The sequence below is a fragment of the Streptomyces roseirectus genome (genome assembly GCF_014489635.1).
Lineage (GTDB): Bacteria > Actinomycetota > Actinomycetes > Streptomycetales > Streptomycetaceae > Streptomyces > Streptomyces roseirectus.
In genome coordinates, this window is record NZ_CP060828.1 from 6341058 (window position 1) to 6367747 (window position 26690).

Sequence of the window (26690 nt, forward strand, 5' to 3'; positions counted from 1 at the left end):
CGGACCCTTCCGGCCGCGTTAGGCTGGGAGGCCACCCATATCAGCTCACGAAAGTTCGCCGCGATGTCTGTCGAGTCGGTGTTCCCGCAGCTCGAAGCCCTGCTCCCGCATGTGCAGAAGCCGATCCAGTACGTGGGCGGCGAGCTGAACTCCACCGTCAAGCCCTGGGACGAGTGCGACGTCCACTGGGCCCTGATGTACCCGGACGCCTACGAGGTCGGGCTGCCCAACCAGGGCGTCATGATCCTCTACGAGGTGCTGAACGAGCGGGACGGCGTCCTCGCCGAGCGCACGTACAGCGTGTGGCCGGACCTGGAGGCGCTGATGCGGGAGCACGGCGTCCCGCAGTTCACGGTGGACTCGCACCGCCCGGTGAAGGCGTTCGACGTGTTCGGGCTGTCCTTCTCCACCGAGCTCGGCTACACCAACATGCTCACGGCCCTCGACCTCGCGGGCATCCCGCTGGAGGCGAAGGACCGCGGCCTCGACGACCCGATCGTCCTCGCGGGCGGCCACGCCGCGTTCAACCCCGAGCCGATCGCCGACTTCATCGACGCGGCGGTCATCGGGGACGGCGAGCAGGCCGTCCTCGACATCACGGACATCGTCCGCCAGTGGAAGGCGGAGGGACGCCCCGGCGGCCGCGAGGAGGTGCTGTTCCGCCTCTCGAAGACCGGCAACGTCTACATCCCCCGGTTCTACGACGTCGAGTACCTGGCGGACGGCCGGATCGCCCGCGTCGTCCCCAACCGCAGCGGCGTCCCGTGGCGGGTCTCGAAGCACACCGTCATGGACCTCGACGAGTGGCCCTACCCGAAGCAGCCGCTCGTGCCGCTCGCGGAGACGGTCCACGAGCGGATGTCCGTCGAGATCTTCCGGGGCTGCACGCGCGGCTGCCGGTTCTGCCAGGCCGGGATGATCACGCGGCCCGTGCGGGAGCGGTCGATCACCGGGATCGGCGAGATGGTCGACAAGGGCCTCAAGGCGACCGGCTTCGAGGAGGTCGGCCTGCTGTCCCTGTCCTCCGCCGACCACAGCGAGATCGGCGAGATCGCCAAGGGCCTCGCCGACCGCTACACCGAGGACAAGATCGGCCTCTCCCTGCCGTCCACCCGTGTGGACGCCTTCAACGTCGACCTCGCCAACGAGCTGACCCGCAACGGCCGCCGCTCCGGCCTCACCTTCGCCCCCGAGGGCGGGTCCGAGCGCATGCGCAAGGTCATCAACAAGATGGTCTCCGAGGACGACCTCATCCGTACCGTCGCCACCGCGTACGGCAACGGCTGGCGCCAGGTCAAGCTGTACTTCATGTGCGGCCTGCCGACCGAGACCGACGAGGACGTCCTCCAGATCGCCGACATGGCCGCGAACGTCATCGCCAAGGGCCGTCAGGTCTCCGGCGCGAACGACATCCGCTGCACCGTCTCCATCGGCGGCTTCGTCCCCAAGCCCCACACCCCCTTCCAGTGGGCGCCCCAGCTCTCCGCCGAGGAGACCGACGCCCGCCTCGAAAAGCTCCGCGACAAGATCCGCGGCGACAAGAAGTACGGCCGCTCCATCGGCTTCCGCTACCACGACGGCAAGCCCGGCATCGTCGAGGGCCTGCTGTCGCGCGGCGACCGCCGCGTGGGCGCCGTCATCCGCGCCGTCTACGAGGACGGCGGCCGCTTCGACGGCTGGCGCGAGCACTTCTCCTACGACCGCTGGATGGCCTGCGCCGCCAAGTCCCTCGCCGAGTTCGACCTCGACGTCGACTGGTACACCACCCGCGAGCGCACCTACGAGGAAGTCCTCCCCTGGGACCACCTCGACTCCGGCCTCGACAAGGACTGGCTCTGGGAGGACTGGCAGGACGCCCTCGACGAGACCGAGGTCGACGACTGCCGGTGGACGCCGTGCTTCGACTGCGGGGTGTGCCCGGCGATGGACACGCACATCCAAGTCGGGCCTACGGGCAAGAAGTTGCTGCCGCTGAGCGTCGTCAACAAGTAAGAAGCACCCATGAACGGGCCCTTCCCTCCGGGGGAGGGCCCGTGGCCGTTCCGAGCAGGGGTGATCGCTGGATAGAGTCGGTCAGGCACAGTGGGGAGGGGCGCGGTCCGATGAGTCGTCGCAGGTCCGGAGCGGTCGGTGTCTGGGCCGAGATGCAGCGTCAGCAGCAGCGGCAGGCGCAGGCCGCCGCCCGGCAGGCCAGGGAGCGGGAGCGGCAGGAGCGCGCCTATCAGCGGCAGGCCGCGCAGGACCACAAGGCGTACCGGCAGGCGGAGGCCGCGCGGCGGACCGCCGAGCTGGAGGCGCGGGTGGCCGCGTTGCAGGGGCTGCTGGCGACCGGGTGCCGTGCGGCGGGGTTCCGTCCGGACACGCTGCTGCGCACCGAGCAGGTGCCGCCCTTCGACCCCGGCGCGCTGGCCCAGCCGGTGCTGATGCCGGATCCGAGCCAGTTCCCGGCGCACGGCGGGTGGACCGCCAACGGGCGTGCGCAGGCGCAGGCCGAGGCCCGCGCCCGCTTCGAGCAGGCGTGGTACGCGGCCCAGGCCGCCGAGGCGCGGCGCCAGGAGCAACTTGCCGTCCAGCGGCGGCAGTACGAGCAGTGGGCCGAGGGCCTGCGGACCGAGGTGCGCCGCCACAACGCCGGCGTCACCGAAGCGGCCCGGGGCCTGGAGCGGGGCGAACCGGACGCCGTCGTCGAGTACTTCACCGCCGCGCTGTACGCCTCCCCGTCCTGGCCGGAGGAGTTCCCCCGGCAGCTCTCCGCCGCCTACGACCAGTCGGCACGCCAGCTCGTCCTGGACTGGGAACTCCCCGGCTACGGCGTCGTCCCCGAGGCGAAGGCGGTGCGGTGGTCGCCGGGCGAGGACCAGTTCCGGGAGACCGCGCGCCCCGTGACCCAGCGCCGGGCGCTGTACCGGGAGACGGTGGCGCAGTCCGCGCTGCTCGTCCTGCACGAGCTGTACGCCGCCGACGCCGCCGGCGTGCTGGATTCCGTGGTGTTCAACGGCTTCGTCGACGGACCCGACCCCGCGACCGGCCTGCGCGCCCAGCACGTCCTGGTCACCGCCTTGGCCCGGCGTTCCTCCTTCACGTCCCTGAACCTCGCGCAGGTCGACGCGGTCAGCTGCCTCACGGACGGGCTGCGCGGCCGGCTCTCCGCCAAGCCGGACCAGTTGACCGCCGTCCGCCCGGACCGCCGTCCCCAGGACGTCGGCAACCGCGTGGTCACCCACCAGGACGACGAGCCCGACCTGTACGCCATGGACCCGCTCGCCTTCGAAGACCTCGTCGCGCAGTTGTTCCGGGCGATGGGGATGGAGGCGGTGACGACACAGCGCTCGGGCGACGGCGGGGTGGACGTCGACGCGACCGACCCGGCGCCGATCCGGGGCGGGGCCATAGTCGTGCAGGTGAAGCGGTACCGGAACACGGTGTCGCCCACGGCCGTCCGGGACCTCTACGGCACGGTGCTCGACCGGGGCGCCAACAAGGGCGTCCTGGTCACGACGTCGTCCTTCGGACCCGGCTCGCGCGACTTCGCCACCGGCAAGCCCCTGGAGCTGATCTCAGGACCCGAACTCGTCGACCTCCTGCACCGGCACGGCCTGCGGGGCCGGTTGGGCGAGGGCACCCCATCGGACGACGGGCACAACGTCCTCGGCATGTCCTGGTCCGGCACGGTCGCGCTCGACGTGTGCGCGCTGGTCTGCCGGGGCGGCCGGGTCTTGGACGACGACCACTTCGTCTTCTACAACAACCCGGCGACCCCGGACGGTTCGGTACGCGCCCTGCCACCCACCGCCCCCGACCGGGCCTCCCTCCGCGTCGCCTTCGACGCGCTCCCCGCGACCGCCGACCGCCTCGTCCTCGTCGCCGCCGTCGACCCCGAGACCGACCCCCACGCCGACCTCTCCGGCTTCACCGACGCCCGCATCCGCCTCCTCGACGCCCGCGCCACCGAACTCGGCGTCCTGGAGGTCTCCGACGGCCGCCCCACCGAAACCGCCCTGGTCCTCGGCTCCTTCCGCCGCCGCGACACCGGCGACTGGGACTTCGTCCTGGGCGGAAAGGGCTACCGGGGCGGACTGGAGGAACTGGTCCGCGACTTCGGTCTGGACGTGGAGTAGCCGGGGTCGAGCGGTTGTTGCCGGTTCGATACCGAGCACTGGGGGTTTGGGCGCATCCCTGCCGGTAGGCGTAGCGTCTATGCCGTTATGGACCTGGAGAAGCGCGGACAGTCGCAGGGGGCTCGGCGGGATGCCGAGGGGTGTCTTGTGGTCGCGATCCGGATTCCGGTGCGGATCGTGGTACTGGTGCTGGTCGTGCCCGTGAGGGTGGTGTGGGACGGGCTCGTCGTGGTGGGGCGGGTGGTGCGGGATTCCGTGCTGCGGCCTGTGGGGCGGGGGTTGCTGTGGGTCGCGAAGGCCGTGTTCGTGTGGCCGGTGGTGGGGGTCTGGCGGTATGTCGTCGTGCCGGTGGGGGCGGGGCTCGGGTGGCTCGGGCGGGTGCTCGTCGTCGAGCCCGTTCTGTGGGTCCACCGGAATGTGCTGGTGCCGCTCGGGCGGGGCGTGGTGTGGGTGGTCGCGCCGGTCGGGCGCGGGGTGATGTGGGTGCTGCGCGGGATCGGTACGGGGATCGCCGCGCTCGGCGCCGGGGGCGCCTGGCTGACGCGGTGTCTGGTGGTCGCGCCCGCGCGCTGGTTGTACGCGTGGGTGCTCGCGCCGGTCGGGCGGGGGATCGGGTGGTGTGCCCGAGGGGTGTGGCGGGGGGCCGTGTTCGTCGCCGGCGGCCTGTGGCGTGGAGTCGTCCTGCTGGGTACGGGTGTGTGGCTCGCCCTCTACTGGACCGTCCGCGTGCTGCTCGTCCTGCCGGCCGTCGCGCTGTGGCGGTGGGTCCTCGCGCCGGTGGCGCGGGTGCTCGGGGTGGTCGCGCGGGAGGTGGGGGACGCGCTCGGGCACGCCTGGCGGATCGCCGGGTGGATCTCGCTCGCCGTGTGGCGGTTCCTGGTCGGGGTGTTCCGGTGGGTGTTCGTCGAGCCCGTCCGGTGGGTCTACCGGACGGTGCTGACCCCCGTCGGTCACGTCGTGCGGGACGCCGTCCTGCGGCCCGCCGCCGAGGCCGCGCGGAGTGTGGGGAGGGTCACCCGGCAGGTCCTCGGCGCCGCGCGCGAGACGGTACGGCAGACGCGGGCCGATCTGCGGCGGGCGCTGTTCGGGGGGCCACGGGAGAGGGAAGCGGTGGCTCGGCGGGAACCCGGGAGCGGCGAGGGACGTACTCTTGGTAGAAGTACGACCGCTCTCACTAAGGAATGACTGAAACTGGCGAAGCGACAGCCCGAAGGCCCGCCGCCCGCTCCCGCGGTGCAGCGCATCCGACTGCGTTACACCAAGCGCGGCCGCCTCCGGTTCACCAGCCACCGTGACTTCCAGCGCGCCTTCGAGCGGGCGCTGCGCCGCGCCGAGGTGCCCATGGCGTACTCGGCGGGGTTCACCCCGCACCCGAAGGTGTCGTACGCCAATGCCGCCCCCACCGGCACGGGCAGCGAGGCGGAGTACCTGGAGATCGCGCTGACGGCGCGGCGGGACCCGCAGACCCTGCGGGAACTGCTCGACGAGTCGCTGCCGGACGGCCTCGACATCGTCGACGCCGTCGAGGCCCGGACCTCGGGCCTGGCCGACCGGCTCACCGCGTCCGTGTGGGAGCTGCGGCTGGACGGCGTGGACCCGGCGGACGCCGGGAAAGCGGTGGACGCGTTCAACGCGGCCGAGCTCGTCGAGGTCCAGCGGACCACCAAGAACGGCCTCAGGAATTTCGACGCCCGCGCCGCTGTCGTACACCTTGAAACAACACAGAGTGAAACGGCTGATAGGCCGACCGACCAGCCCTGTGCGATACTGCGGCTGGTTGTTCGGCACGTGACGCCTGCCGTTCGACCCGACGACGTCCTGTCCGGTCTCCGCGCCGTGGCCGACCTGGCGCCGCCGGTCCCCGCAGCGGTGACCAGGCTGGCGCAGGGGCTGCTCGATGAAGAGACCGGCACGGTGACCGACCCGCTCGCGCCCGACCGCGAGGCATCGGAGGCCGGCTCCACAGCCGCACCGACCGCCGCCGCGAAGGCGCCGGTGTAGGGAAGGTCCCGCGAAGGACGGACGTCGTAGCGCCGCCCTCGTACTCGGGAGCCACCTGGGTCGGGCAGCGCACCGACCACAAGACTTTCGCCAGGCCGTACGCAACACGGCGTACGGAACCGGCGAGACAGGACACGGAAAGCTCCCGTGCGGCGCCCGCGCCCCGGCGGCGGTGAACGCGACTCGCGTACCCGCGGACGTCAGCGGCGATCGGCCCTCATGGCTGACGCCGGACCAGGCGCGGCGCCCGGGAGCCTGACGGGAGAAACGCCCGCATGCTCGAATCGACCGACCCCATCGAGGGTTCCGAACAGAACAACACCCCCAGCGACACCCTGCCGCCGCGTCGTCGGCGCCGTGCCGCGTCCCGCCCGGCGGGCCCGCCCACCGGCGCGGAGGGGGCCGCCCCGGCCATACAGGCCGAAGCCGAGACCGTCGTGGCCACGCCCGCGACGGAGACCGCCGCTGCTGCCGCTTCCGAGGAGCAGCCGGCCGAGGCCGCTCCCCGCGCCCGCCGCCGGGTCACCCGCAAGGCGTCCGCGCCGGCCGGTGCCCCGAAGGCCGCCGAGGAGGCCGTGACGGCCACCGAGCCCACCGCTGAGCCCACCGCGCCCGTCGCGGTCGAGCCCGCTGTCGCAGAGGACGCTGAGACCCCCGCCCCGCGCACCCGGCGCCGGGCGACCCGCAAGGCGTCCGCGCCCGCCGGCGCCCCCAAGGCCGCCGGCGCCCCCAAGGCCGCCGACGTCACCGAGGCCCCCGCGCCTGTCGAGCCGCCCGTCGAGGTCCCCGCGCCCGCCGCCGTCGTCGAGGCGCCGGTCGTCGAGGAGGCCGTCGCCGAGGACACCGGCTCGCGCCGGCGCCGCCGTGTCACGCGCCGGGTGACCGCGCCCGCCGGCACGCCCGAGGGCGAGGCCACCGTGGAGCAGACCCCGGCCGCCGAGGCCGAGACGTCCGCGCCCGCCGCTGCCGCCCCCGCCGAGCAGGCCGAGGTGCGCGCCCCCAAGGCCGCCGCCGCACGGACCCGCACCCCCAAGGCCCCCGCCGCAGAGGCCCCGGCCTCGGACGACGCCGCCCCGCGCCGGTCCCGTCGCCGGGTCGTCAGCAAGGCGGCCGGTGGGTTCTCCGAGTCCGCTGCCGCCGTCGACGAGTCGCCGAAGCGCCCCGCGCGCCCGGCCGTCGCCGTCTTCCAGGCGCCCGTGTTCACCGAGCCGAAGTTCCAGACGCCCGAGCGCGCGGCGGCCGAGGCCGCTGCCGCCGTGGTGGAGCCGGAGCCCGAGGCCGAGCTGGACGCCGAGATCGAGGCCGAGGTCACCGAGGCCGAGGCCGTCGAGGCGCCGGTCGTCGAGGAGCCCGCCGAGCCCGCCGGTTCGCGCCGCCGTCGCCGCCGTCGCGGTGCCGCCCCCGTCGAGGAGCCGGCCGCCGAGCAGCCCGTCGTCGAGCAGCCCGTCGTCGAGGACGAGCCCGAGGAGGCGGACGACGCCGAGGACTCCGTCGACGACGAGGCCGAGGAGACCGGTTCGCGCCGTCGCCGCCGTCGCGGTGGCCGTCGCCGGCGCCGCGGTGAGGCGTTCGACGAGGACGCCGACGAGCTGGCCGCCGAGCAGGCTGAGCAGGATGCCGAGGACACCGCCGAGCAGGAGACCGAGGACGACGCGGACGTCGATGAGGGTGCCGCCGGTTCCACCGCCGGTTCGCGCCGTCGGCGCCGTCGGCGTCGTCGCGCCGGAGACTCCGGTGCCGAGGTCGAGCCCGGTGACGGCGACCCCGAGCGGACCGTCGTCAAGGTGCGTGAGCCGCGCAAGCAGGCCGAGCCGTCGGACGAGGTGCAGTCGATCAAGGGGTCGACGCGCCTTGAGGCGAAGAAGCAGCGCCGCCGCGAGGGGCGCGAGCAGGGGCGCCGGCGCGTGCCGATCATCACGGAGGCCGAGTTCCTGGCCCGCCGTGAGGCCGTCGAGCGCGTCATGGTCGTCCGGCAGAGCCACGAGCGCACGCAGATCGGCGTCCTGGAGGACGGGGTGCTCGTCGAGCACTACGTCAACAAGGAGCAGTCGACGTCGTACGTCGGCAACGTCTACCTGGGCAAGGTCCAGAACGTGCTGCCGTCCATGGAGGCCGCGTTCATCGACATCGGCAAGGGGCGCAACGCCGTCCTGTACGCCGGTGAGGTCAACTTCGAGGCGCTGGGGATGGCCAACGGGCCCCGGCGCATCGAGTCGGCGCTGAAGTCGGGCCAGTCGGTGCTCGTGCAGGTCACCAAGGACCCGATCGGGCACAAGGGCGCGCGTCTGACCAGCCAGGTCTCGCTGCCGGGGCGCTACCTCGTGTACGTCCCCGAGGGCTCGATGACCGGCATCAGCCGCAAGCTGCCCGACACCGAGCGGGCGCGCCTGAAGACGATCCTCAAGAAGATCGTCCCCGAGGACGCGGGCGTCATCGTGCGCACGGCGGCCGAGGGCGCGAGCGAGGACGAGCTGCGCCGTGACGTCGAACGGCTCCAGGCGCAGTGGGAGGAGATCCAGAAGAAGGCCAAGACCGGCAACGCGCCCGCGCTGCTGTACGGCGAGCCCGACATGACCGTCCGGGTCGTGCGGGACATCTTCAACGAGGACTTCACCAAGGTCGTCGTCAGCGGTGACGACGCCTGGCAGACCATCCACGGGTACGTGTCGCACGTCGCGCCGGACCTCGCCGGGCGGCTGTCGCGGTGGACGTCCGAGGTCGACGTCTTCGCGACGTACCGGATCGACGAGCAGCTGGCCAAGGCGCTGGATCGCAAGGTGTGGCTGCCGAGCGGTGGCTCGCTGGTGATCGACCGGACCGAGGCGATGGTCGTCGTCGACGTCAACACCGGGAAGTTCACCGGGCAGGGCGGCAACCTCGAAGAGACCGTCACACGCAACAACCTGGAGGCGGCCGAGGAGATCGTCCGTCAGCTGCGGCTGCGGGACCTCGGCGGGATCATCGTCATCGACTTCATCGACATGGTCCTGGAGTCGAACCGGGACCTCGTGCTGCGGCGCCTGCTCGAATGCCTCGGGCGGGACCGGACGAAGCACCAGGTCGCCGAGGTGACGTCGCTCGGGCTCGTGCAGATGACGCGCAAGCGGGTCGGGCAGGGGCTGCTCGAGTCCTTCTCCGAGACGTGCGTGCACTGCAACGGGCGGGGTGTGATCGTGCACCTCGACCAGCCGTCGGCGTCCGGGGGCAAGCGGAAGAAGCGGGGGCGCGGGGGCGACGAGCACGAGCACGTCGAGGCCGTCGCCATGCCGGCGCCGGTGCCGTTCGCGGAGGAGAGTGTGGCGGAGGTCGCCGCTGAGGTGGCCGCGCCGGTCGCTCTCGCCTCGCCCGAGTTCGAGCCTGACGAGGAGCTGTTCAGCAGCGTCGCCGAGGCTGAGGCCGCGGCGTCGCGGGGGCGGGGGAGGCGGCGGGCCAGCCGTCGGGTCTCGTCGCCCGCGGGGGCTGGGCGTAAGGGGCGGGTCGCGGAGGAATCCGTGACCGAGGCGCCTGCTGCCGCTGAGGCCCCGGTCGCCGCTGCTGAGGTGGTGGCCGATCCGGTGGCCGTCGAGGATCCGGTGGCGCCGGTCGTCGAGGAAGCCGCGCCGGTGGTCGAGGAGACCGCGCCGGTGGTCGAAGAGGCTGCCGCGCCTGTCGAGGCCGCTGCTGTGGCTGCCGCTGAGCCTGCGGGGCGTCCGCGTCGGCGGGCCACGCGGAAGGCGTCCGCGCCGGCGGGGTCGCCCGCTGGGGCCGAGGCCGCTGTGGTGACGGTCGTCGAGGCGGCTGCTCCGGTGGAGCCGGTTGCCGAGGTCGCCTCGGGGCCGGTTGCCGAGGTTGCGGCGCCTGCGCGTCCGCGTCGGCGGGCCGTGCGGGAGGTTGCGGCGCCGAGTTCTTCCGAAGAGGCGGCGGTTGTGGTGGTGCCGGCGGCTTCGGAGGCGGGTGCCGGGGCTGAGGCTGAGGCGCCGGTCAAGAAGACCGCTGCGCGGAAGACGGCCAAGAAGGCCACGGCGAAGAAGGCCGCTACCGCGAAGAAGACGGCGGCCAAGAAGACGACCACGGCTGCGAAGAAGACCGCGGCGAAGAAGACGACGGCCAAGAAGGCGACTAAGGCTGCGGCGAAGAAGACCGCTGCGGCTGAGCAGGCGGCTGCGCCGTCGGTGTCGGCTTCGGCGTCTGCTTCGGCTGACGAGAGCTGAGTCGTTCGGCCCGGCATTTCCTGTGGAGCGGGTTGCTTCGCAGGGGGTGCCGGGCTTTGTCGTGGGGCGGCTGCGGGTCTGATGTGGCTTGTCGCGCAGTTCCCCGCGCCCCTAAAGAACAGGGCGTTGCCCAGGCGTCTGTTCAGCTGCTGGCCATCGCCCGGTTTGACCATTGGGTGGGCTAGCTCGTAGCCTTGGTCGTCGGCGTGTTTTTTGTGCGCCACATCCCCGTAAACCTCTTCCTTCCGGGTGCGGCTCGTGACCGGGAGAGGCTGCTCCGTGACTTCACCGGGTGGCTGGCCTGCGGGGGTGCCGTTTTCCGAGCGAAAGAGAGATCCGCGTGTACGCCATCGTGCGCAGCGGTGGTCGCCAGCACAAGGTTGCTGTCGGCGACATCGTTGAGGTTGACAAGATTTCCACTGCCAAGGTTGGCGACACGGTCGAGCTCTCGACCCTGCTCGTTGTCGACGGCGAGTCCGTGACCAGCGACCCGTGGGTGCTGGCCGGGATCAAGGTCCAGGCCGAGGTCGTGGACCACCACAAGGGTGTGAAGATCGACATCCTTCGCTACAAGAACAAGACCGGCTACCGCCGTCGCCAGGGTCACCGTCAGCAGTACACGGCGATCAAGGTCACGTCCATCCCGACGGCCGCGAAGTAAAGAGGGACTGAGCAATGGCACACAAGAAGGGCGCATCGTCCACCCGGAACGGTCGCGACTCCAATGCCCAGCGGCTCGGCGTGAAGCGCTTCGGCGGTCAGGTCGTCAACGCGGGTGAGATCCTGGTCCGTCAGCGCGGCACGCACTTCCACCCGGGTTCGGGTGTCGGTCGTGGCGGCGACGACACGCTGTTCGCGCTCCAGCCCGGTGCGGTGGAGTTCGGTACGTTCCGTGGCCGCAAGGTCGTGAACATCGTTCCGGTCGCCTGAATCGGCTGATTCGGAAAGCTTCGCGAGGCGGACCTCACTTCCCGTTCGGGAAGGCGGGTCCGCCTTTCGCGTGTTGGTATAGGCAACACCCTGTTTCTTCTTTGGAGGCACCTACCATGACCACCTTCGTGGACCGCGTCGAACTGCATGTCGCCGCGGGTAACGGAGGTCACGGCTGTGCCTCCGTCCACCGCGAGAAGTTCAAGCCGCTCGGCGGGCCCGACGGCGGGAACGGGGGACGCGGCGGTGACGTGATCCTCACGGTCGACCAGTCCGTGACGACGCTGCTCGAATACCACCACTCCCCGCACCGCAAGGCGACCAACGGCAAGCCCGGCGAGGGCGGCAACCGGCAGGGCAAGGACGGCCAGGACCTGGTCCTGACGGTCCCGGACGGCACGGTCGTCCTGGACAAGGCGGGCAACGTCCTCGCGGACCTCGTCGGCCACGGCACCTCGTACGTCGCCGCGCAGGGCGGCCGGGGCGGCCTCGGGAACGCGGCGCTGGCGTCGGCCCGCCGCAAGGCGCCCGGGTTCGCGCTGCTGGGCGTGCCGGGTGACGTCCAGGACATCGTCCTCGAACTGAAGACGGTCGCGGACGTCGCGCTCGTCGGGTACCCGAGCGCGGGGAAGTCGTCGCTGATCTCGGTGCTGTCGGCGGCGAAGCCGAAGATCGCCGACTACCCGTTCACGACGCTGGTCCCCAACCTCGGTGTGGTGACGGCCGGTTCGACGGTCTACACGATCGCGGACGTCCCCGGCCTCATCCCCGGCGCCAGCCAGGGCAAGGGGCTCGGCCTGGAGTTCCTGCGGCACGTCGAGCGGTGCAGTGTCCTCGTGCACGTCCTCGACACGGCGACGCTGGAGTCCGAGCGCGACCCCCTCTCCGACCTCGACGTCATCGAGGAGGAGCTGAGGCAGTACGGCGGGCTGGGCGACCGGCCGCGGATCGTCGTCCTCAACAAGACCGACATCCCCGACGGCAAGGACCTCGCGGAGATGGTCCGCCCCGACCTGGAGGCGCGCGGCTACCGCGTCTTCGAGGTGTCCGCCGTCGCACACCTCGGCCTGCGCGAACTCTCCTTCGCCCTCGCCGAGTTGGTGGGCAGGGCGCGGGCCGCGAAGCCGAAGGAGGAGGCGACCCGGATCGTCATCCGGCCCAAGGCCGTGGACGACGCCGGCTTCACCGTCGTGCGCGAGGAGGACGGGCTCTACCGGGTCCGGGGCGAGAAGCCCGAGCGCTGGATCCGCCAGACCGACTTCAACAACGACGAGGCCGTCGGCTACCTCGCCGACCGCCTCAACCGCCTCGGCGTCGAGGACGAACTCCTGAAGGCGGGCGCCCGCTCCGGCGACGGCGTCGCCATCGGCCCCGAGGACAACGCGGTCGTCTTCGACTGGGAGCCCACCGTCATGGCCGGCGCCGAAATGCTCGGCCGCCGAGGCGAGGACCACCGCTTCGAGGCCCCCCGCCCCGCGACCCAGCGCCGCCGCGACAAGCAGGCGGAACGGGACGAGGCGACCCAGGAGTTCGAGGGCTTCGAGCCGTTCTGAGCCGCTGATCCACGCCGCTCACCAGACAGCGAAAGGGCCCGCCCACTGTCCCTCCGGGGGAAGTGGGCGGGCCCTTTCGCTGTGCGGTGTGTCTCAGGCGACCGGCTCCGGGGAAGCCTCGGACTTCTTCGGTTCCGCGGGCTTCGACGGCTCCGGGGAAGTCTCTGCCGACGGCTCCACGGCCACGGCCTCCCGGGCGCGTCCCCACTTGGGGCGGGCGGCCAGCAGCGGGATCGTCATGATGCCCAGGAACATCGGGGCGAACATGTAGCGGGCCAGAGGGGCGGGGTTGGCGGCGACGACCGTCAGCTGGAGGGCCAGCGGAATGGCCAGCATGCCGACCGGCGCCCAGGAGCGGTTGCGGCGGGAGAAGACGTAGAAGACGGCGTAGGCGGCGTAGCACCAGAAGGCGCCCCGGAAGAGGATCCACTGGAGCTGCGGCGCCTTGCTGGCCTTCCACGTGAAGTACGCGGCGTCGTGGAGGGTGTCGCTCAGCGGGCGGATGCGCAGCTCGTCCCGGTAGGGGCTGTCACGCATCTCGGGGTTCCAGTCGGCCCAGCCGTAGAGGTTCTTCGGCACGGACGGGACGGAGATCAGCGTGTCGCCGTCCATCGAGGCGGGCCCGGGGAAGATGCCCCAGGCGATCTGGGAACGGCACAGCCGCGCCCCGATCAGCTTGTCCGGGGTGCGCTCGGCGACCCGGCCCCACAGCTCCAGGAGCTGGTCGTTGAGCTCGGCGGCCTTCTTGCGGTTCATGGGCTTCTTCATCGCCCAGTCGGCGTTCCAGCAGTTCGCCGCGCGCCCGCTCCAGTGGGACAGCGGCGCGACCTCGGCCATGAGCTTCTTGTCGGCGGAGGTGAACGTCCACGGCGCCTCGCCGTACACGACGGCGATGTCCGCGTAGTTGAGGGCGTACACCTGGTCCTTGGTCGGCGTCTGCACACCGAGCGCCGGGTAGATGACCAGTTGCAGCGCGGCGGAGACGACCGTCGGGATGACGGTGGCGACGAGTATCGCGCGTCGCATCCTGGGCAGCACGAGCAGCAGCACCGGGCAGGCGATCACCGCGACGAGCAGCCCGTTGTTGCGGAACAGCCCCATCATCAGGAACCCGGTGAACAGCACCACGACCTGGTCGCGGAACGCCTTGTCGCGTACCGCCTGCCGCTCCCGCATCCGGCGTACGACGAGCCGCCCCGCCGCCCCGAACGCGAGGAGCGCGCCGATGACGAACGGGACGTCCTTCCACACGAAGATCGTGAACGTCCCGATGGACGGCAGCACCGCGCACGCGATCGCCGCGAGCGCGCTGAACTTCCCGGGCACCCCGAAGTGCCGCAGCGTGACGGCGACGTACGCGAGCGCCGCGGCCATGCCGACGGACTGGCCGAACGTCAGCAGCGCCAGGTCGCCGGTGAGCTTGATGGAGAGCCAGACCAGTCCGTCGTACGCGACCGAGTGGTTGGACATCCAGTGCCCGGTGGTGACGTGCCAGACGTAGGAGATCGAGTCGTAGCTCATCCCGCCCGGGTAGAAGGCCGCCCACCACAGCAGGAAGATCACCTGGGTGACGGCGTACACCGTCAGGGGCATGCGGCGTTTCGGCGGGATGCGCTCCCAGCCCTCTCTCAGGCTGGTCCGCATCGACGAGACAGTGGGCACTCTCAACGCTCCGTGGCAGGTCGGTCGGGGTGGGCGAGCTCCAGCATCCGGGTGATGACCCGCTCGGCGGCGTGGCCGTCGTCGAGGTCGCAGAACATCTTCTTGAACTCGGTGTACGCGTCCGCGTAGGAGGCGTGGATGCGCTCGATGTCGCCGAGCGCGTCGATGAGGTCGTCGGAGGTCTGCAGCAGCGGGCCGGGGGCCTGCTGCTCGAAGTCGAAGTAGAAGCCCCGCAGTTGGTCGCGGTAGTACTCGAGGTCGTACGTGAAGAACAGCATCGGACGGCCCGTGTTCGCGAAGTCGAACATGAGCGACGAGTAGTCCGTGACGAGGATGTCGGTGATGAGGTACAGCTCGGCGATGTCCGGGTAGCTGGAGACGTCGAAGACGAAGCCGTCCCCGGCGCCGGGCACCGCGTCGACGATGTTGGAGTGCTTGCGCACCAGCAGGACGTGGTCGTCGCCCAGCTTCTCGCGGGCCTTCTTCACATCGACCCGCAGGTCGAACTTGTAGTTCCCGGCCCGGTAGAACTGGTCGTCGCGCCAGGTCGGCGCGTACAGCACGACCTTCTTGCCCTCGGGCAGCCCGATCCGCTTGCGCACCTCGGCGGCCGTCTCCTCGGTGCCCTTGGCGAGGAGGAGGTCGTTGCGCGGGTAGCCGGACTCCAGGATCTCCCCGTCGAACTGGAACGCCCGCTTCATGATCGGCGTCGAGAACCGGTTCGGGGAGACGAGGAAGCTCCAGCTGGGCGTCTCCTCGGCGACCTTGGAGAGGTACTTGCGGTCGGCGAACTGGACGCTGTCGATGTCGTGGCCGATGCGCTTGAGGGGGGTGCCGTGCCAGGTCTGCACGATGACCTGGCCCTCGCGGCGGCGGATCCAGTGCGGGAGGTGGGTGTTGGTGACGATGTACCGGGAGCGGCCCAGCGCCTCGTACCAGTCGCGGCTCCAGCGCCGGATCACCTTCACGCCCTCGGGGATCTGCGCGCGCTTGTCCTCGACGACCCAGATGTGCTCCAGGTCGTCGCCCCGGCGCAGCAGCTCCTCGTAGACCGCGCGCGGCGAGTCGGAGTACTGGCGGCCGGAGAACGAGGCGTACAGGACGGTGTCGCGCAGCGGGGCCGTACGGGCCACGGCGTACACGCCGGTGCGCAGCTCGCGCTGGCGGAACCAGCCGAACTCGTCGGGCAGCAGGTCGGGCGCGGCCTCGATGAGGAGGCGGTCGAAGAAGCGGTGCGTGAGGGCGTAGTCGCGGCCGCGCACGGTGAAGCGCAGCGGCAGCGCGCCGAGCGCGGCCGGCGCGACCCGCAGCGGCACCTCGGTCCGGCTCTCGGCGGCACGCGCCGTCAGGTACCAGCGGCCCTGCCGGAGCGGGACCTCGCTGATGCTGTCCGGGACGGGCAGGAACTCGGCGCGGAAGACTCCGTCGTCGAGCACGGCCGGCGCGGAGTGCTCCTCGGAGTGGCGGCTGTGCCGCATGACGATCTCGACGGGCTCGTCGAGCGTGACCGGCAGCGCCCCGGCGAGGGTGATCCGCCCCTCGGGGCTGACGGACAGCTCGGTGACCGACGGCTGCGCGGCCTGCGTGCGCAGCGCGAGGCGGCCCACGCCGTCGTCGGCGACGGACACCGAGCGCACCCCCCACACGGCCTCGCCGTCGAAGGGGTACTGGCTGGTCAGGCCCCCCTCGCCGGGCGCGACGGCGACGGGGTGGAAACGCCCGTCGACGGACAGCTCGGCGGTCCACTTGTCGGTGAGGTCCCAGTTGGCGACGTCACGGCCGTCGACGGCGAGGTCGGCGAGCGGGATCCGCGCGGTGAACGTCCGCCCGTCGCGCTCGACGTCGTACGCCAGCGTGTCCTGCGTCGAGCCGTGCGTGAGCCGCAGCCCCAGCGTGCCGTTCACGGCCTCGTGGCCCAGCGCGCCGGTCAGCTCCAGGACGCCGTCCTCGACCCGGTGCCCGGTGAGCTTGCCGCGGACGCGCTCGACGCGCAGGTAGATGTGCTCGTCGGTGACGAACGGCACGACGCGGACGTCGGACTCGACCCAGTACGGCACGGGGCTCTCGGCGCTGCCGCTCTCGCCGGCCTTGAGGCGGGTGCGGCGCACGATGCCCTGCTGGACGGTGGCGACGGTCAGCCGCCACACGCCGTCCCGCCAGCCGCCGCGCGCCTTGAACTTGCGCGGGTCGAGGTCCAGGGAGAACCCGGACCAGTCGTAGTTGTGCAGCGACTGGCCGGACGTCTGCGTGGCGCGCGCGGCCTGGACGCGGTTGGGGCGGACCAGGACCGTGCGGCGGCTGCCGGTCTCGCGCAGCATCAGCACCCGCAGCGTCGTCGGCTGGGGCCGCTCGGCGGCGAGGTTGCGGATGTAGGCGTGGCCCTTGATGCGCAGCCGGCCGTTCTGCCAGACGACCTCCTCGGCGCGGGCGCGCGCCGCGAAGTCGGCGTCGACCCGCAGCACCTCACGCGGCACCGCGCCCTTGCCCGACAGCACCGGGTAGTTCGCGAAGTGCTTGAGGCCCTGGCGGACGACGGGCACGGCGCGCCCGGTCTCCCGCTCGTAGGCCAGCAGCTCCATCAGCTCCTCCAGGCGCTTCTCCTGGATGAGGTGGCACTTCAGGCGCAGCGAGACGGGCAGCCGGGGGAAGACCGTCGGGTCGACACGGCCCAGGAAGTCGGCGGCGCCGGTCATGAACAGCTCACGGAACTCGTCCCCCGCCTCGTCGAGGACGCCCATGAACAGGGGGAGTTCGTCGGTGATGAAGATCTCGTCGTACCAGCGCTTGTGCGCGGCGTACTTCTCGCCGGGCTGGGAGGCGAGGAAGCGGCTCACCGAGTCGCAGGAGCGGATCCGGTCGCGGACGTTGACGGGCTCGGTGCGCCGCTGGGTGATCGAGGGGGCGCCGCCGGTGCGCTGGCGCCACAGGTAGACCGGCTCGCCCAGCACGTCCACCGACTTCGCGAGGAAGTGCGCGGGCAGGGTGACCGGGGCGTCCTCGTAGAGGATGCCGGGGAACTCGAAGCGGTGCTGCTCCCAGAAGGAGCGCCGGAAGACCTTGTTCCACGCGGTGCGGTCGTAGACGAGGTCCTTGTCGCGGCTGATGTGGGTGCGCTCGCGGTCGGTGCGCAGCCGCTTCTGGTGCAGCGGGGACTTGCTGACCTCGCCGGCCCGCAGCAGGTTGACGTTGCCGCTCGCGAAGTCCGAGCCCGTCTTGTCGAGGCTCGCGACGAACCGCTCGTAGGCGTCCGGCAGGACGATGTCGTCGCTGTCGACGAACGCCAGGTACTCGGTGCCCTCGGTGAGGTGGTCGACACCCGTGTTGCGGGCCGGGCCGAGGCCCTGGTTCTTCTGCGGGACGACTCTGATCCGGTCGTCCTTGGCCGCCCACCGCTCGGCGATCGCGAGACTGCCGTCCGTCGAGCCGTCGTCGACCACGACGGCCTCCCAGTCGGTGAACGTCTGGTCCGCGAGGGACTGCAGACACTCGTCGAGGAAGAGTTCCACGTTGTAGACGGGAACGACTACTGACAGACGGGGAGGCATCGGGGTACTGCGCCTTTCTCAAGCTGTGGCGGGCGATGACGGACACGACCGGACTCGCCGGACACCGTGGCACTAGCCTCGCACGGGAGGCTCCGGCTCCTGGCCCAGGAAAACGCGCCGCACCACGCGTTCCGCCGCCCGCCCGTCGTCGAACTCGCAGAACCGCCTGCGGAACTCGGCGCGGGCCTTCGTGGACGTGTCGTCGGACCAGCGTCCCGAGCGGAAGACGTCGATGAGGTCGTCCCTGGTTGCCACCACCGGACCGGGTGACACGGAGTGGATGTCGAAATAGGTGCCGCGGGTGGCGCGGTAGACGTCCCAGTCGTTGGCGTACAGGACGATCGGCCGGTCGAGGATGGCGTAGTCGAACATCAGGGACGAGTAGTCCGTGAGGAGACAGTCCGCGGCGAGGTACAGCTCCTCCACGTTCGGGTGGCCGCTGACGTCGATGACGCCCTCGCTGCCGCCATGAGAAGCGTCGAGGTTGAAGTAGTGGGCGCGCACCAGGACCGTGAACCCGGCGCCGATGCGCTGCGCGAAGTGCTCGACGTCCAGGAGGGGCTGGGGCGTCGACTGGTAGTCGCGGTGGGTGGGGGCGTACAGGACGACCTTCTCGTCCTCGGCCAGCCCCAGCTTCGCGCGGGCCGCCCGGCGGTCGTCCTCGGTGGCGTTGGCGAGGACGTCGTTGCGCGGGTAGCCGTAGTCGAGGGACGTGTACGACGGGGAGGGGTAGGCGCGGTCCCAGATCGCGGTGGTGAAGCTGTTGGAGGAGACGCTGTAGTCCCAGCGGTCGACCCGGTCCATCAGCAGCCGCATGTCCAACTGGGCGGCGCCCAGCGGGTATTCGACCTGGTCGACACCCATCCGCTTGAGCGGCGTGCCGTGGTGGGTCTGCACGAAGACCTGCCCGCGCCGCTTCACCACGCGGGTCGGGAAGTTGACGTTGTTGACGAAGTACTGGGAGCGCGCCATCGCCCGCCAGAACGCGAACGACCCGGGGTGCACGGTCGGTGTCCCGGCCGGCGGCCGGTTGCGCGGGTTCGGCTTCAGCACCCACGTCGGCTTCACGGCCGGCGCCAGCTCCCGCAGCTTCTGGTCGATCGCCGCCGGGTTGCAGGCGTAGTCGGCGTTCCAGTACGCGGCGAACACCGCCGTGTCCTTCTTCACCGGCAGCATCCGCTGAGCCCGGTAGTACGCCATGAGGACGGCCGTGCGCACCGGCTTCTTCAGCTTGGCCGCCGCCCGGTACGCCGTCCGCGCGGGCTTGCGCAGCCGGTTCGGCAGCCGGTTCGCGACCCGGCGGACGCCGGACTTGGCCGGCTTCTTCGCGGGGTCCCGGTAGCCCGCCGGGCGGTGGGTGCGCTCGGCCTCCAGGCGGCGGGCGCGGAACTCGGCGCGGGCGCCCGCGGGCAGCCGTCCCGGCATGCGCTCGATGACGCCGAGGTGGAACGCCATCCGCTCGAACAGCGGGCCCCGCCAGCGGTCGAACTCGGGGTGCGCGGCGAGGAACCCGAAGACCAGGTCGTACTGGTCGAAGACCTCGAAGTGCTTGCGGCTCGCCGAGGACAGGATCGAGCCCTGGCGGCGCTGCCGGTAGTGCACGCACACCCGGTCGAGGACGGCGATGGTCTCGGCGGCCACCAGCACCGGGTAGGTCCAGGGGGTGTCCTCGTAGTAGCCCGTCGGGTAGACGAACCCCCAGCGCTCGATGAAGTCACGCCGGTACGCCTTGTTCCAGGCGACCTGGAGGAGTTCGAGGAGCACCGGGTGGTCGTCGAGGCCGAACGAGCCCGCCGGGGCGTCGGTGAGCGCCTTGCGCTTGGCGTTCGGGGTGATCCGGCCGTCCCAGTAGGTGCGGTCGTAGTCGTAGACCAGCAGCTCCGGGTCGCCGGTGTCCTCCAGGCGGCCCGCGATCGCCTGGAGGGAGCCGGGCAGCATCACGTCGTCGCTGTCGAGGAAGATCAGGTAGTCGCCGCGCGCCCGCTCCATACCGGCGTTGCGCGCCCGGCCCAGCCCCACGTTCCGCGTCAGCTGGACGTCGATCACGCGCGGGTCGGCCGCCGCGTATTCGGACATGATCTCGCCGCAGCCGTCCGGCGAGGCGTCGTTGACCGCGATGATCTCGAAGTCCCCGTACGCCTGCTCCAGCACGGAGTCGAGGCAGTCGCGCAGATACGCCTCCACGCCGTACGCGGGCACGACGATGCTGAAACGCGGGGGCCGGTCTTCGGAACCAGTGGCAGTCATGTGGGGCAGTGGCTTTCGCGACGAGGAGGCGGGCGCCGGGGCTGTTGTGCCTCGGTCTTGAGGAGGGGCCCCGGCGGACTCGGGTTCCTCGGGGCCCGGGAGCAGCAGATGTTTTTAGCGGTTCATGGGGTTCACTCGGCCCGGGTCAGCGCGTACCCGAGCAGCCTGCGCACCGCGTCCGAGCGGCGGTGGCGCAGCGCGCCCGGCAGCATCGTCAGCGCGTGCAGCCGCATCGACAGGTGCCGGCGGGCCGACTTGGCGGCCTTGTGCCAGCCGTGCTCGTCGAGTTCGTCGGCGACCTCGTTGAAGAACCGCACGGCCTCCCCGAACCGCGACCCGGTCGCCGCCTCGGCGGACGACAGGCTCGCGGAGTGGCGGCGGTAGCGGAACGCGGGCGCCGGGTCCACGACCAGGCTCTCGCCGCGCCGGATCAGCTCGATGATCAGCGCCAGGTCCTGGATGACCGACAGCTCCTCGCGGAACCCGATCGCCTTCACGGCGTCCGCGCGCCAGCAGATCGACGGGAAGTACAGCCAGTTCCCGCCCAGCAGGTTCGCCGCCAGCGGCTCGCCCGACAGCACCAGCCGGCGTCCGTCACTGGTCTTCGGCGCGTACAGGCGCCGCTTCACCTCGTCGCCGAGGGTCGTCACCGGCTTGCCGTGCTCGTCGATGACCTCGACGCCCGGCTGGTAGATCGCGGCGCCGGGCTCGGCCTCGATCGCCGCCTTCAGCGTCTCGACGTACGTCGGCATCATCAGGTCGTCGCTGCCGAGCATCGTGAAGTGCGTGGCCTCGACGAGGTCCACGCACTTCTGGAAGTTGCGGGTGATGCCGAGGTTGACCTCGTTGCGCTCGTAGCGCACCCGCTCGTCGCCGAGGGACGCGAACCACTCCGGCACCCCCGGCTCACGGCCGTCGTCGACGACGGTCAGCCGCCAGTCCTTGTCGGTCTGGTCGAGGACGCTCTGCACGGCCGCCTGCATCAGGGCGGTGTCGCCGTAGTGCGGCAGCATGATGTCGATGGTCACGAGCTCTGCTTCTCCCGCGCCGCGGCCTTCGCGGACTGCCGCTTGCGCGCCGGCCCGAGGGCCGAGCGGCGGCTGAACGCCAGCAGCAGGATCATCCCGATCCGGCCCAGGTACAGCGTCGCCTTCCACGGCGACTGGCTCGGCGTCCCGGTGGTCCGCGCCCGCATCGCCACCGGCACCTGCTCGACCTTGTACCCGGCGCGCACGACCGCGATTGTCGACTCGACGGTGTCGCCCAGGTACTCCACCGGGTACCAGCGCGCGAACGCGTCGATCAGATCAGGACCGCAGGCCCGGAAGCCCGAGGTCACGTCGGTCAGCTTGGTGCGCGCCATCCGCGACAGCCAGAACGCCAGCACCAGCATCGCCCAGCGCCGGGGACCGCGCGCCTCGTACTCGCCGGTGCCCGCGAACCGGGCGCCCATCACCAGGTCGGCGCCCGCCTCCAGGCGCTCTATCAGCTCGGGCACGTTGCGCGGGTCGTGCTGGCCGTCCGCGTCGACCTGGATCGCGACGTCGTAGCCGCGGTCGTGCGCGAACTTGTAGCCGGCCCGCATCGCGCCGCCCACGCCCAGGTTGTACGGCAGCTTCATGACCGTCGCCCCGGCCGCGCCCGCGACCTTCGCCGTCTCGTCGCCCGAGCCGTCGTCGACCACCAGGATGTCGACGCCCGGCAGCGTGGCGTAGACCTCCTTGACGACGTCGGCGACGCCGTCGGCCTCGTTCCACGCCGGCATGATGATGAGTACGCGCTTGCCGTCGATCACTTGAGCCTCCCCGAGTCCCCCGAGGTGACGGTCGTCTCGCCCTCGGCCAGTTGTTGCCGCAGCTCCTGGACGTCGATGCGCAGCAGCGCGACCTCCTCGGAGAGCGTGCGCCCCTCCTCCTCCAGGTGCCCGACCTCCCAGCTGAGCTGGAGGCAGACGATGAAGAGGAAGGCGACGCTGAGGAAGAGGATCAGGCTCACACCCGAGCGGACCCCGACGTTGCGCGCCACCCAGTCGAGGCCGGTGGGGAAGAAACCGAGCGGGATGATCACCATGCCGGTGAAGACCCACAGGAACGCGTACTTCTCCTTGAGCTTGCGGCGGCGCAGCAGCTCCACGATGCAGAGCACCAGGAAGACGCCGGTGACCGAAGTCAGCATCCACAGTTGCATGGCTAGAGGGCCTGTCTACTCTTCCGGAAAGGTGTACCAGGGGTGTACTCGGGATGTGCCGGAGTGGACGGCCACAGAAGGGGGCCGCCGGACTGTGGTCCACTGACCGTCACATGGACTACCCGGAGTGAGGGGAAGATGGTCACTCGCGTCAGTGCGGCGAACGGTAGCCTACACGAGCGCGAACAACGAGCGTCATGAAGGCGACGACCGCGAAAGACCCCGCGGTGTAGGCCACCTCGACCCGCGTCCGCAGCTCCAGCGAGCTGAACGTGACCGCCAGCAGCACCGCCGTCCCCACCACCCACGCCAGGAGCTGTTTGCGCGCTCCGCCGCTGGTCAGCAGGGCCTGGCCGAGGACCATCGCCAGCATGTAGAGCGTCGTCCCGAGCGACAGCCACGCGAAGTCGACGGCCGTCAGCACGTCCGGCGCCCCGAACAGCGCGGGCAGCAGCGCGGGACCCAGCGCGGTCGCCCCGATACCGCCCGCGACGCCGAGGCCGCCGGTGATCGTCGCGGCCCGCAGCAGCAGCCGCCGGTACCCCGCCCGGTCGCCCTCGGCGGCGGCCGAGGAGAGCCCGGCCAGCAGGGACACCTGGAACGCCCCGAACACGAACAGCGGGACGCGGGCCAGGACCAGGGCCGACAGCAGCGCCGCGACCAGCGCGTCGTCGTTCGTGGAGATCAGCTTGGTGCTGATCACCGCGATGTTCACCAGCACCTGCGCGAGCAGCGTCGAGCCGACCAGCAGCCCCAGGTGCTCGATCAGGTCCCGCCAGTGCGCCGGGGAGCCGTGATGGCTGCCGCTCAGCACCGGCCGGATCGTCAGCAGGACGGCGATCAGCGGGGCGACCGTCAGGACGGCGGCGAACGCGAACACCGACTTCACGCCGGCGACCGCGAGGATCCCCGGCAGGACGATCCGCAGGGCCCCGTCGAGGCCGAGCTGGGTGCCGTACGCCTGGAAGCGGCCGAGGCCCGCGAGGACGCCGCGCGTCACATAGGCGACCGCCAGCGCCGCGAACGCGCCCCCGAGGGCGAGGACCAGGGACTCGTCGCCGTGGAAGAAGACGTCCGCGATCTTGCCCGAGAACACCGCGAGCGGCACCAGCACCGCCGCGAGCAGGCCCAGCGACAGGGCCGCGCCCCGGCGCAGCACCGGCGCGACCCCGTCGCCGTGCACGGTCCGGGACGCCACGAGCCGGGTGATCTCCTGCTCGACCGGGAAGAACAGGCCGAGCCCGATGGACGACACGACCGTCCACAGCACGGAGAAGCTGGCCATGTCGTCGACGTCGAGGGTGTGCCCGGCCGCCGCGAGGTGCACGTAGCTGGCGATGCCGAGCAGCGCCGTACCCGCCCCGACGAACGCCGTTCCGGTCGGCAGGGCGGTCGTGATCCGGTCGAGGAGGCTCACGCGAGGTACTCCGCGAGCTGCTTCTCCCAGTCGGGCTGCACGGCGATCCCGGCCGCTGCCCAGCGGTCGTGCGCGAGGACGCTGTACGCGGGGCGCGGGGCCGGGCGCACGAACTTCTCGGACGTCGTCGGACGCACCCGCTCGGGGTCCAGGCCGGACAGCGCGTAGGCGGCGCGCGCCAGGTCGAACCAGGTCGCCGTGCCCGACGCGGTGCCGTGGTAGACGCCGGCCGGGGCCGTGCCCGCCACGGCGGCCTCGCCGAGCGCCGCGATCTGCCGGGCCAGCGCCACCGTCCACGTCGGCTGGCCGCGCTGGTCGTTCACGACCTCGACGGTCTCCCGGGACTCGGCGAGCTTCAGCATCGTCGCCACGAAGTTGCGGCCGTGCGCCCCGTACAGCCACGCCGTGCGCACGACATAGCCCGTGTCCGGCAGCAGAAGTTTCACCGCATCCTCACCGACCAGCTTGCCGCGCCCGTAGGCGTTCAGCGGGGCGGTGGGGGAGTCGTGGCGGTAGGGCTCGGTCGCGTCGCCCGGGAAGACGTAGTCGGTGGAGACCTGGATCAGCCGGGCCCCGGACGCCGCGCACGCCTCGGCCAGGACGCGGACGCCCTCGCCGTTCACGCGGGTCGCGGCGGCCTCGTCCGCCTCGGCGCCGTCCACGTCGGTCCACGCGGCGGCGTTGACGACGACGTCGTGGCCCGTGACGGCCTCCCGGACGGCAGCCGGGTCGGTGATGTCCAGGTCGGCCCTGGTCAGCGCGGTGACGTCACCGCGTATCGTCTCGACGAGGTCCCGGCCGAGCATCCCGCCCGCGCCGGTGATCAGCCAGCGCGTCATGCCGGAAGCGCCGCCTTCGCCTTCAGCGGCTCCCACCAGGCGCGGTTGTCGCGGTACCACTGGACGGTGTCGGCGAGGCCCTGCTCGAACGTCACCTGCGGCTCGTAGCCCAGCTCGGCGCGGATCTTCTCGATCGACAGGGAGTAGCGCAGGTCGTGGCCCTTGCGGTCGGTGACGTGCTCGACCATGTCCCAGCCGGCGCCGCAGGCGTCCAGCAGGAGGCCGGTCAGCTCCTTGTTGGTCACCTCGGTGCCGCCGCCGATGTGATAGACCTCACCGGCCCGCCCGCCGCGCAGCACCAGCTCGATGCCCCGGCAGTGGTCGGAGACGTGCAGCCAGTCCCGGATGTTCAGGCCCTCGCCGTACAGCGGGACCTTCTTGCCGTCCAGCAGGTTCGTCGTGAACAGCGGGATCATCTTCTCCGGGAAGTGGTACTGCCCGTAGTTGTTCGAGCACCGGGTGACGACGACGTCCATGCCGTGCGTGCGGTGGTAGGACAGCGCCAGCAGGTCGGAGCCCGCCTTCGACGCCGAGTACGGGGAGTTCGGGGCCAGCGGCCAGTCCTCGGTCCAGGAGCCCTCGCTGATCGAGCCGTACACCTCGTCCGTGGAGACGTGCACGAAGCGGCCCACGCCGTGCCGCTTGGCGGCGTCCAGCAGGACCTGGGTGCCCAGCACGTTCGTCGTGACGAACGGCGAGGAGTCCGCGATCGAGCGGTCCACGTGGGACTCGGCCGCGAAGTGCACGACCGCGTCCTGGCCGCGCATCACGTCGTCCACCACGGCGTAGTCCCGGATGTCGCCGTGGACGAACGTGTAGCCCGCCTTGTCCGCGACCGGGGCCAGGTTCTCCTGGTTGCCGGAGTAGGTCAGGTTGTCCAGGACCGTGACCTGCGCGCCCTCCCCCGAGGGGAGCTCGTTCAGAAGCAGGGCCCGTACGAACTGTGACCCGATGAATCCGGCGCCGCCGGTGACAAGAATCCTCATAAGAACCCGCATTCTAGGGCGTCGGGAACCAGCACTGTTCCCCGGTTGTTGTCGTCGTGTTTGTTGTGCGAACTGTGCCTGACGAGGGCGGCACCCGGACGAGCGGGGTCCCGCACTGCCGTAGGGTGCTTGTCCATGCGTGGAATTCTGCTCGCCGGTGGTACCGGTTCCCGACTGTGGCCGATCACCCGTGCGGTGTCGAAACAGCTGATGCCGGTCTTCGACAAGCCGATGATCTACTACCCCCTGTCCACCCTGGTCATGGCCGGACTGCGGGACATCCTGATCATCACCGGACCCGACGAACGCCCCCAGTTCGAGCGGCTGCTCGGCGACGGCTCCGACTGGGGCCTGAACATCGAGTTCGCCACGCAGGACAAGCCCAACGGCATCGCCGAGGCGTTCCTCATCGCCGAGGACTTCATCGGCGACGAACCCGTCGCCCTCATCCTCGGCGACAACATCTTCCACGGCGTCGGCCTCGGCCGGCAGCTCGCCCGCTTCGTCGCGCCCGAGGGCGGCGTCGTCTTCGCGCACGCCGTCTCCAACCCGACCGAGTACGGCGTCGTCGACTTCGACGAGGACGGCCGCGCCCGCTCCATCGAGGAGAAGCCCGCCCAGCCCAAGTCCCGGTACGCCGTCCCCGGGCTCTACTTCTACGACAGCCGCGTCGTCGAGATCGCCAAGGGGCTCACGCCCAGCGCGCGCGGCGAGCTGGAGATCACCGACGTCAACGGCTACTACCTGGAGCGGGGCGACCTCCACGTCTCCGTCCTCGACCGGGGCACCGTCTGGCTCGACACCGGTACCTTCCAGTCCCTCGTCCAGGCGTCCGAGTACGTCCGGGTCGTCGAGGAACGCCAGGGCATGAAGATCGGCTGCCTCGAAGAGGCCGCCTGGCGGGCCGGGTTCATCGACGACGAGCAGCTGCGGGCGCTGGCCCAGCCGCTGCTCAAGAGCGGGTACGGGACGTACCTGCTCGACCTGCTGACGCACGACGCCTGAGAGGACACGC

Annotated in this window: 18 protein-coding genes; 9 read left to right on the top strand and 9 right to left on the bottom strand. The window is 71.3% G+C overall.

What is annotated here, in order from left to right; genetic code table 11:
* The first annotated feature begins 63 nt into the window (after positions 1-63).
* From IAG44_RS27140 to obgE, 8 genes are all read left to right on the top strand, one after another.
* Positions 64-1992, top strand: a complete 1929-nt coding sequence (locus IAG44_RS27140) for a TIGR03960 family B12-binding radical SAM protein (protein ID WP_187749688.1) — start codon at positions 64-66, stop codon at positions 1990-1992.
* Positions 1993-2102: 110 nt separating this feature from the next.
* Positions 2103-4118 carry a restriction endonuclease gene (locus IAG44_RS27145; protein WP_187749689.1) on the top strand — a complete coding sequence of 672 codons (2016 nt, stop codon included), beginning with the start codon at positions 2103-2105 and terminating at the stop codon, positions 4116-4118.
* An 87-nt stretch (positions 4119-4205) separates the two neighbouring features.
* Positions 4206-5303, top strand: a complete 1098-nt coding sequence (locus IAG44_RS27150) for a hypothetical protein (RefSeq protein ID WP_187749690.1) — start codon at positions 4206-4208, stop codon at positions 5301-5303.
* Between the two features lie 48 nt (positions 5304-5351).
* Complete coding sequence (locus IAG44_RS27155) at positions 5352-6119, top strand: TIGR03936 family radical SAM-associated protein (protein ID WP_187749691.1); 768 nt, start codon at positions 5352-5354, stop codon at positions 6117-6119.
* A gap of 275 nt (positions 6120-6394) precedes the next feature.
* On the top strand, positions 6395-10309 hold the full coding sequence (locus IAG44_RS27160; RefSeq protein WP_187749692.1) for an Rne/Rng family ribonuclease: 3915 nt from the start codon (positions 6395-6397) through the stop codon (positions 10307-10309).
* A 340-nt stretch (positions 10310-10649) separates the two neighbouring features.
* On the top strand, positions 10650-10970 hold the full coding sequence (gene rplU, locus IAG44_RS27165; RefSeq protein ID WP_187749693.1) for a 50S ribosomal protein L21: 321 nt from the start codon (positions 10650-10652) through the stop codon (positions 10968-10970).
* Between the two features lie 14 nt (positions 10971-10984).
* Positions 10985-11239 carry a 50S ribosomal protein L27 gene (gene rpmA, locus IAG44_RS27170; RefSeq protein ID WP_040253648.1) on the top strand — a complete coding sequence of 85 codons (255 nt, stop codon included), beginning with the start codon at positions 10985-10987 and terminating at the stop codon, positions 11237-11239.
* A gap of 116 nt (positions 11240-11355) precedes the next feature.
* A complete protein-coding gene (gene obgE / locus IAG44_RS27175) occupies positions 11356-12792 on the top strand; it encodes a GTPase ObgE (RefSeq protein WP_187749694.1) in 1437 nt (478 codons plus the stop codon).
* A gap of 93 nt (positions 12793-12885) precedes the next feature.
* On the opposite strand, the gene IAG44_RS27180 is transcribed toward obgE, so the two are convergent.
* The 9 genes from IAG44_RS27180 to rfbB form a co-directional block, all read right to left on the bottom strand.
* Positions 12886-14436 (bottom strand): DUF6020 family protein, encoded by a 1551-nt coding sequence (locus IAG44_RS27180; protein WP_187749695.1) that lies wholly within the window; start codon positions 14434-14436, stop codon positions 12886-12888.
* 20 nt (positions 14437-14456) lie between these two features.
* Positions 14457-17999 (bottom strand): bifunctional glycosyltransferase/CDP-glycerol:glycerophosphate glycerophosphotransferase, encoded by a 3543-nt coding sequence (locus tag IAG44_RS27185; RefSeq protein ID WP_187749696.1) that lies wholly within the window; start codon positions 17997-17999, stop codon positions 14457-14459.
* Between the two features lie 72 nt (positions 18000-18071).
* Positions 18072-20246: a bifunctional glycosyltransferase/CDP-glycerol:glycerophosphate glycerophosphotransferase gene (locus IAG44_RS27190; protein ID WP_187749697.1), complete on the bottom strand. Its 2175-nt coding sequence runs from the start codon at positions 20244-20246 to the stop codon at positions 18072-18074.
* A 131-nt stretch (positions 20247-20377) separates the two neighbouring features.
* The gene (locus IAG44_RS27195; protein ID WP_187749698.1) at positions 20378-21274 is read right to left on the bottom strand and encodes a glycosyltransferase family 2 protein; all 897 of its coding nucleotides are present in this window, start codon (positions 21272-21274) and stop codon (positions 20378-20380) included.
* A complete protein-coding gene (locus tag IAG44_RS27200) occupies positions 21271-22041 on the bottom strand; it encodes a glycosyltransferase family 2 protein (protein WP_187749699.1) in 771 nt (256 codons plus the stop codon). Before IAG44_RS27200 ends, IAG44_RS27195 begins: the two co-directional genes overlap by 4 nt.
* Positions 22038-22421, bottom strand: a complete 384-nt coding sequence (locus IAG44_RS27205) for a DUF2304 domain-containing protein (RefSeq protein WP_246562130.1) — start codon at positions 22419-22421, stop codon at positions 22038-22040. The genes IAG44_RS27200 and IAG44_RS27205 overlap by 4 nt, the downstream gene beginning before the upstream one ends.
* A 163-nt stretch (positions 22422-22584) precedes the next feature.
* Positions 22585-23850, bottom strand: coding sequence for a lipopolysaccharide biosynthesis protein (locus IAG44_RS27210; protein WP_187749701.1), 1266 nt, complete (start codon positions 23848-23850; stop codon positions 22585-22587).
* Positions 23847-24689 (bottom strand): dTDP-4-dehydrorhamnose reductase, encoded by an 843-nt coding sequence (gene rfbD / locus IAG44_RS27215; RefSeq protein ID WP_187749702.1) that lies wholly within the window; start codon positions 24687-24689, stop codon positions 23847-23849. Before rfbD ends, IAG44_RS27210 begins: the two co-directional genes overlap by 4 nt.
* Positions 24686-25675 carry a dTDP-glucose 4,6-dehydratase gene (rfbB, locus tag IAG44_RS27220; protein ID WP_187749703.1) on the bottom strand — a complete coding sequence of 330 codons (990 nt, stop codon included), beginning with the start codon at positions 25673-25675 and terminating at the stop codon, positions 24686-24688. Before rfbB ends, rfbD begins: the two co-directional genes overlap by 4 nt.
* A gap of 135 nt (positions 25676-25810) precedes the next feature.
* On the opposite strand from rfbB, the gene rfbA reads away from it, so the two are divergent.
* Positions 25811-26680, top strand: coding sequence for a glucose-1-phosphate thymidylyltransferase RfbA (rfbA, locus tag IAG44_RS27225; RefSeq protein ID WP_187749704.1), 870 nt, complete (start codon positions 25811-25813; stop codon positions 26678-26680).
* Positions 26681-26690 lie beyond the last annotated feature (10 nt).

Coding starts and splice junctions, on each gene's coding strand:
- IAG44_RS27140 (WP_187749688.1), top strand. CDS start 64: ATGTCTGTCGAGTCGGTGTTCCCGCAGCTCGAAGCCCTGCTCCCGCAT.
- IAG44_RS27145 (WP_187749689.1), top strand. CDS start 2,103: ATGAGTCGTCGCAGGTCCGGAGCGGTCGGTGTCTGGGCCGAGATGCAG.
- IAG44_RS27150 (WP_187749690.1), top strand. CDS start 4,206: ATGGACCTGGAGAAGCGCGGACAGTCGCAGGGGGCTCGGCGGGATGCC.
- IAG44_RS27160 (WP_187749692.1), top strand. CDS start 6,395: ATGCTCGAATCGACCGACCCCATCGAGGGTTCCGAACAGAACAACACC.
- rpmA (WP_040253648.1), top strand. CDS start 10,985: ATGGCACACAAGAAGGGCGCATCGTCCACCCGGAACGGTCGCGACTCC.
- obgE (WP_187749694.1), top strand. CDS start 11,356: ATGACCACCTTCGTGGACCGCGTCGAACTGCATGTCGCCGCGGGTAAC.
- IAG44_RS27180 (WP_187749695.1), bottom strand. CDS start 14,436: ATGCGGACCAGCCTGAGAGAGGGCTGGGAGCGCATCCCGCCGAAACGC.
- IAG44_RS27185 (WP_187749696.1), bottom strand. CDS start 17,999: ATGCCTCCCCGTCTGTCAGTAGTCGTTCCCGTCTACAACGTGGAACTC.
- IAG44_RS27190 (WP_187749697.1), bottom strand. CDS start 20,246: ATGACTGCCACTGGTTCCGAAGACCGGCCCCCGCGTTTCAGCATCGTC.
- IAG44_RS27205 (WP_246562130.1), bottom strand. CDS start 22,421: ATGCTGACTTCGGTCACCGGCGTCTTCCTGGTGCTCTGCATCGTGGAG.
- rfbD (WP_187749702.1), bottom strand. CDS start 24,689: ATGACGCGCTGGCTGATCACCGGCGCGGGCGGGATGCTCGGCCGGGAC.
- rfbB (WP_187749703.1), bottom strand. CDS start 25,675: ATGAGGATTCTTGTCACCGGCGGCGCCGGATTCATCGGGTCACAGTTC.
- rfbA (WP_187749704.1), top strand. CDS start 25,811: ATGCGTGGAATTCTGCTCGCCGGTGGTACCGGTTCCCGACTGTGGCCG.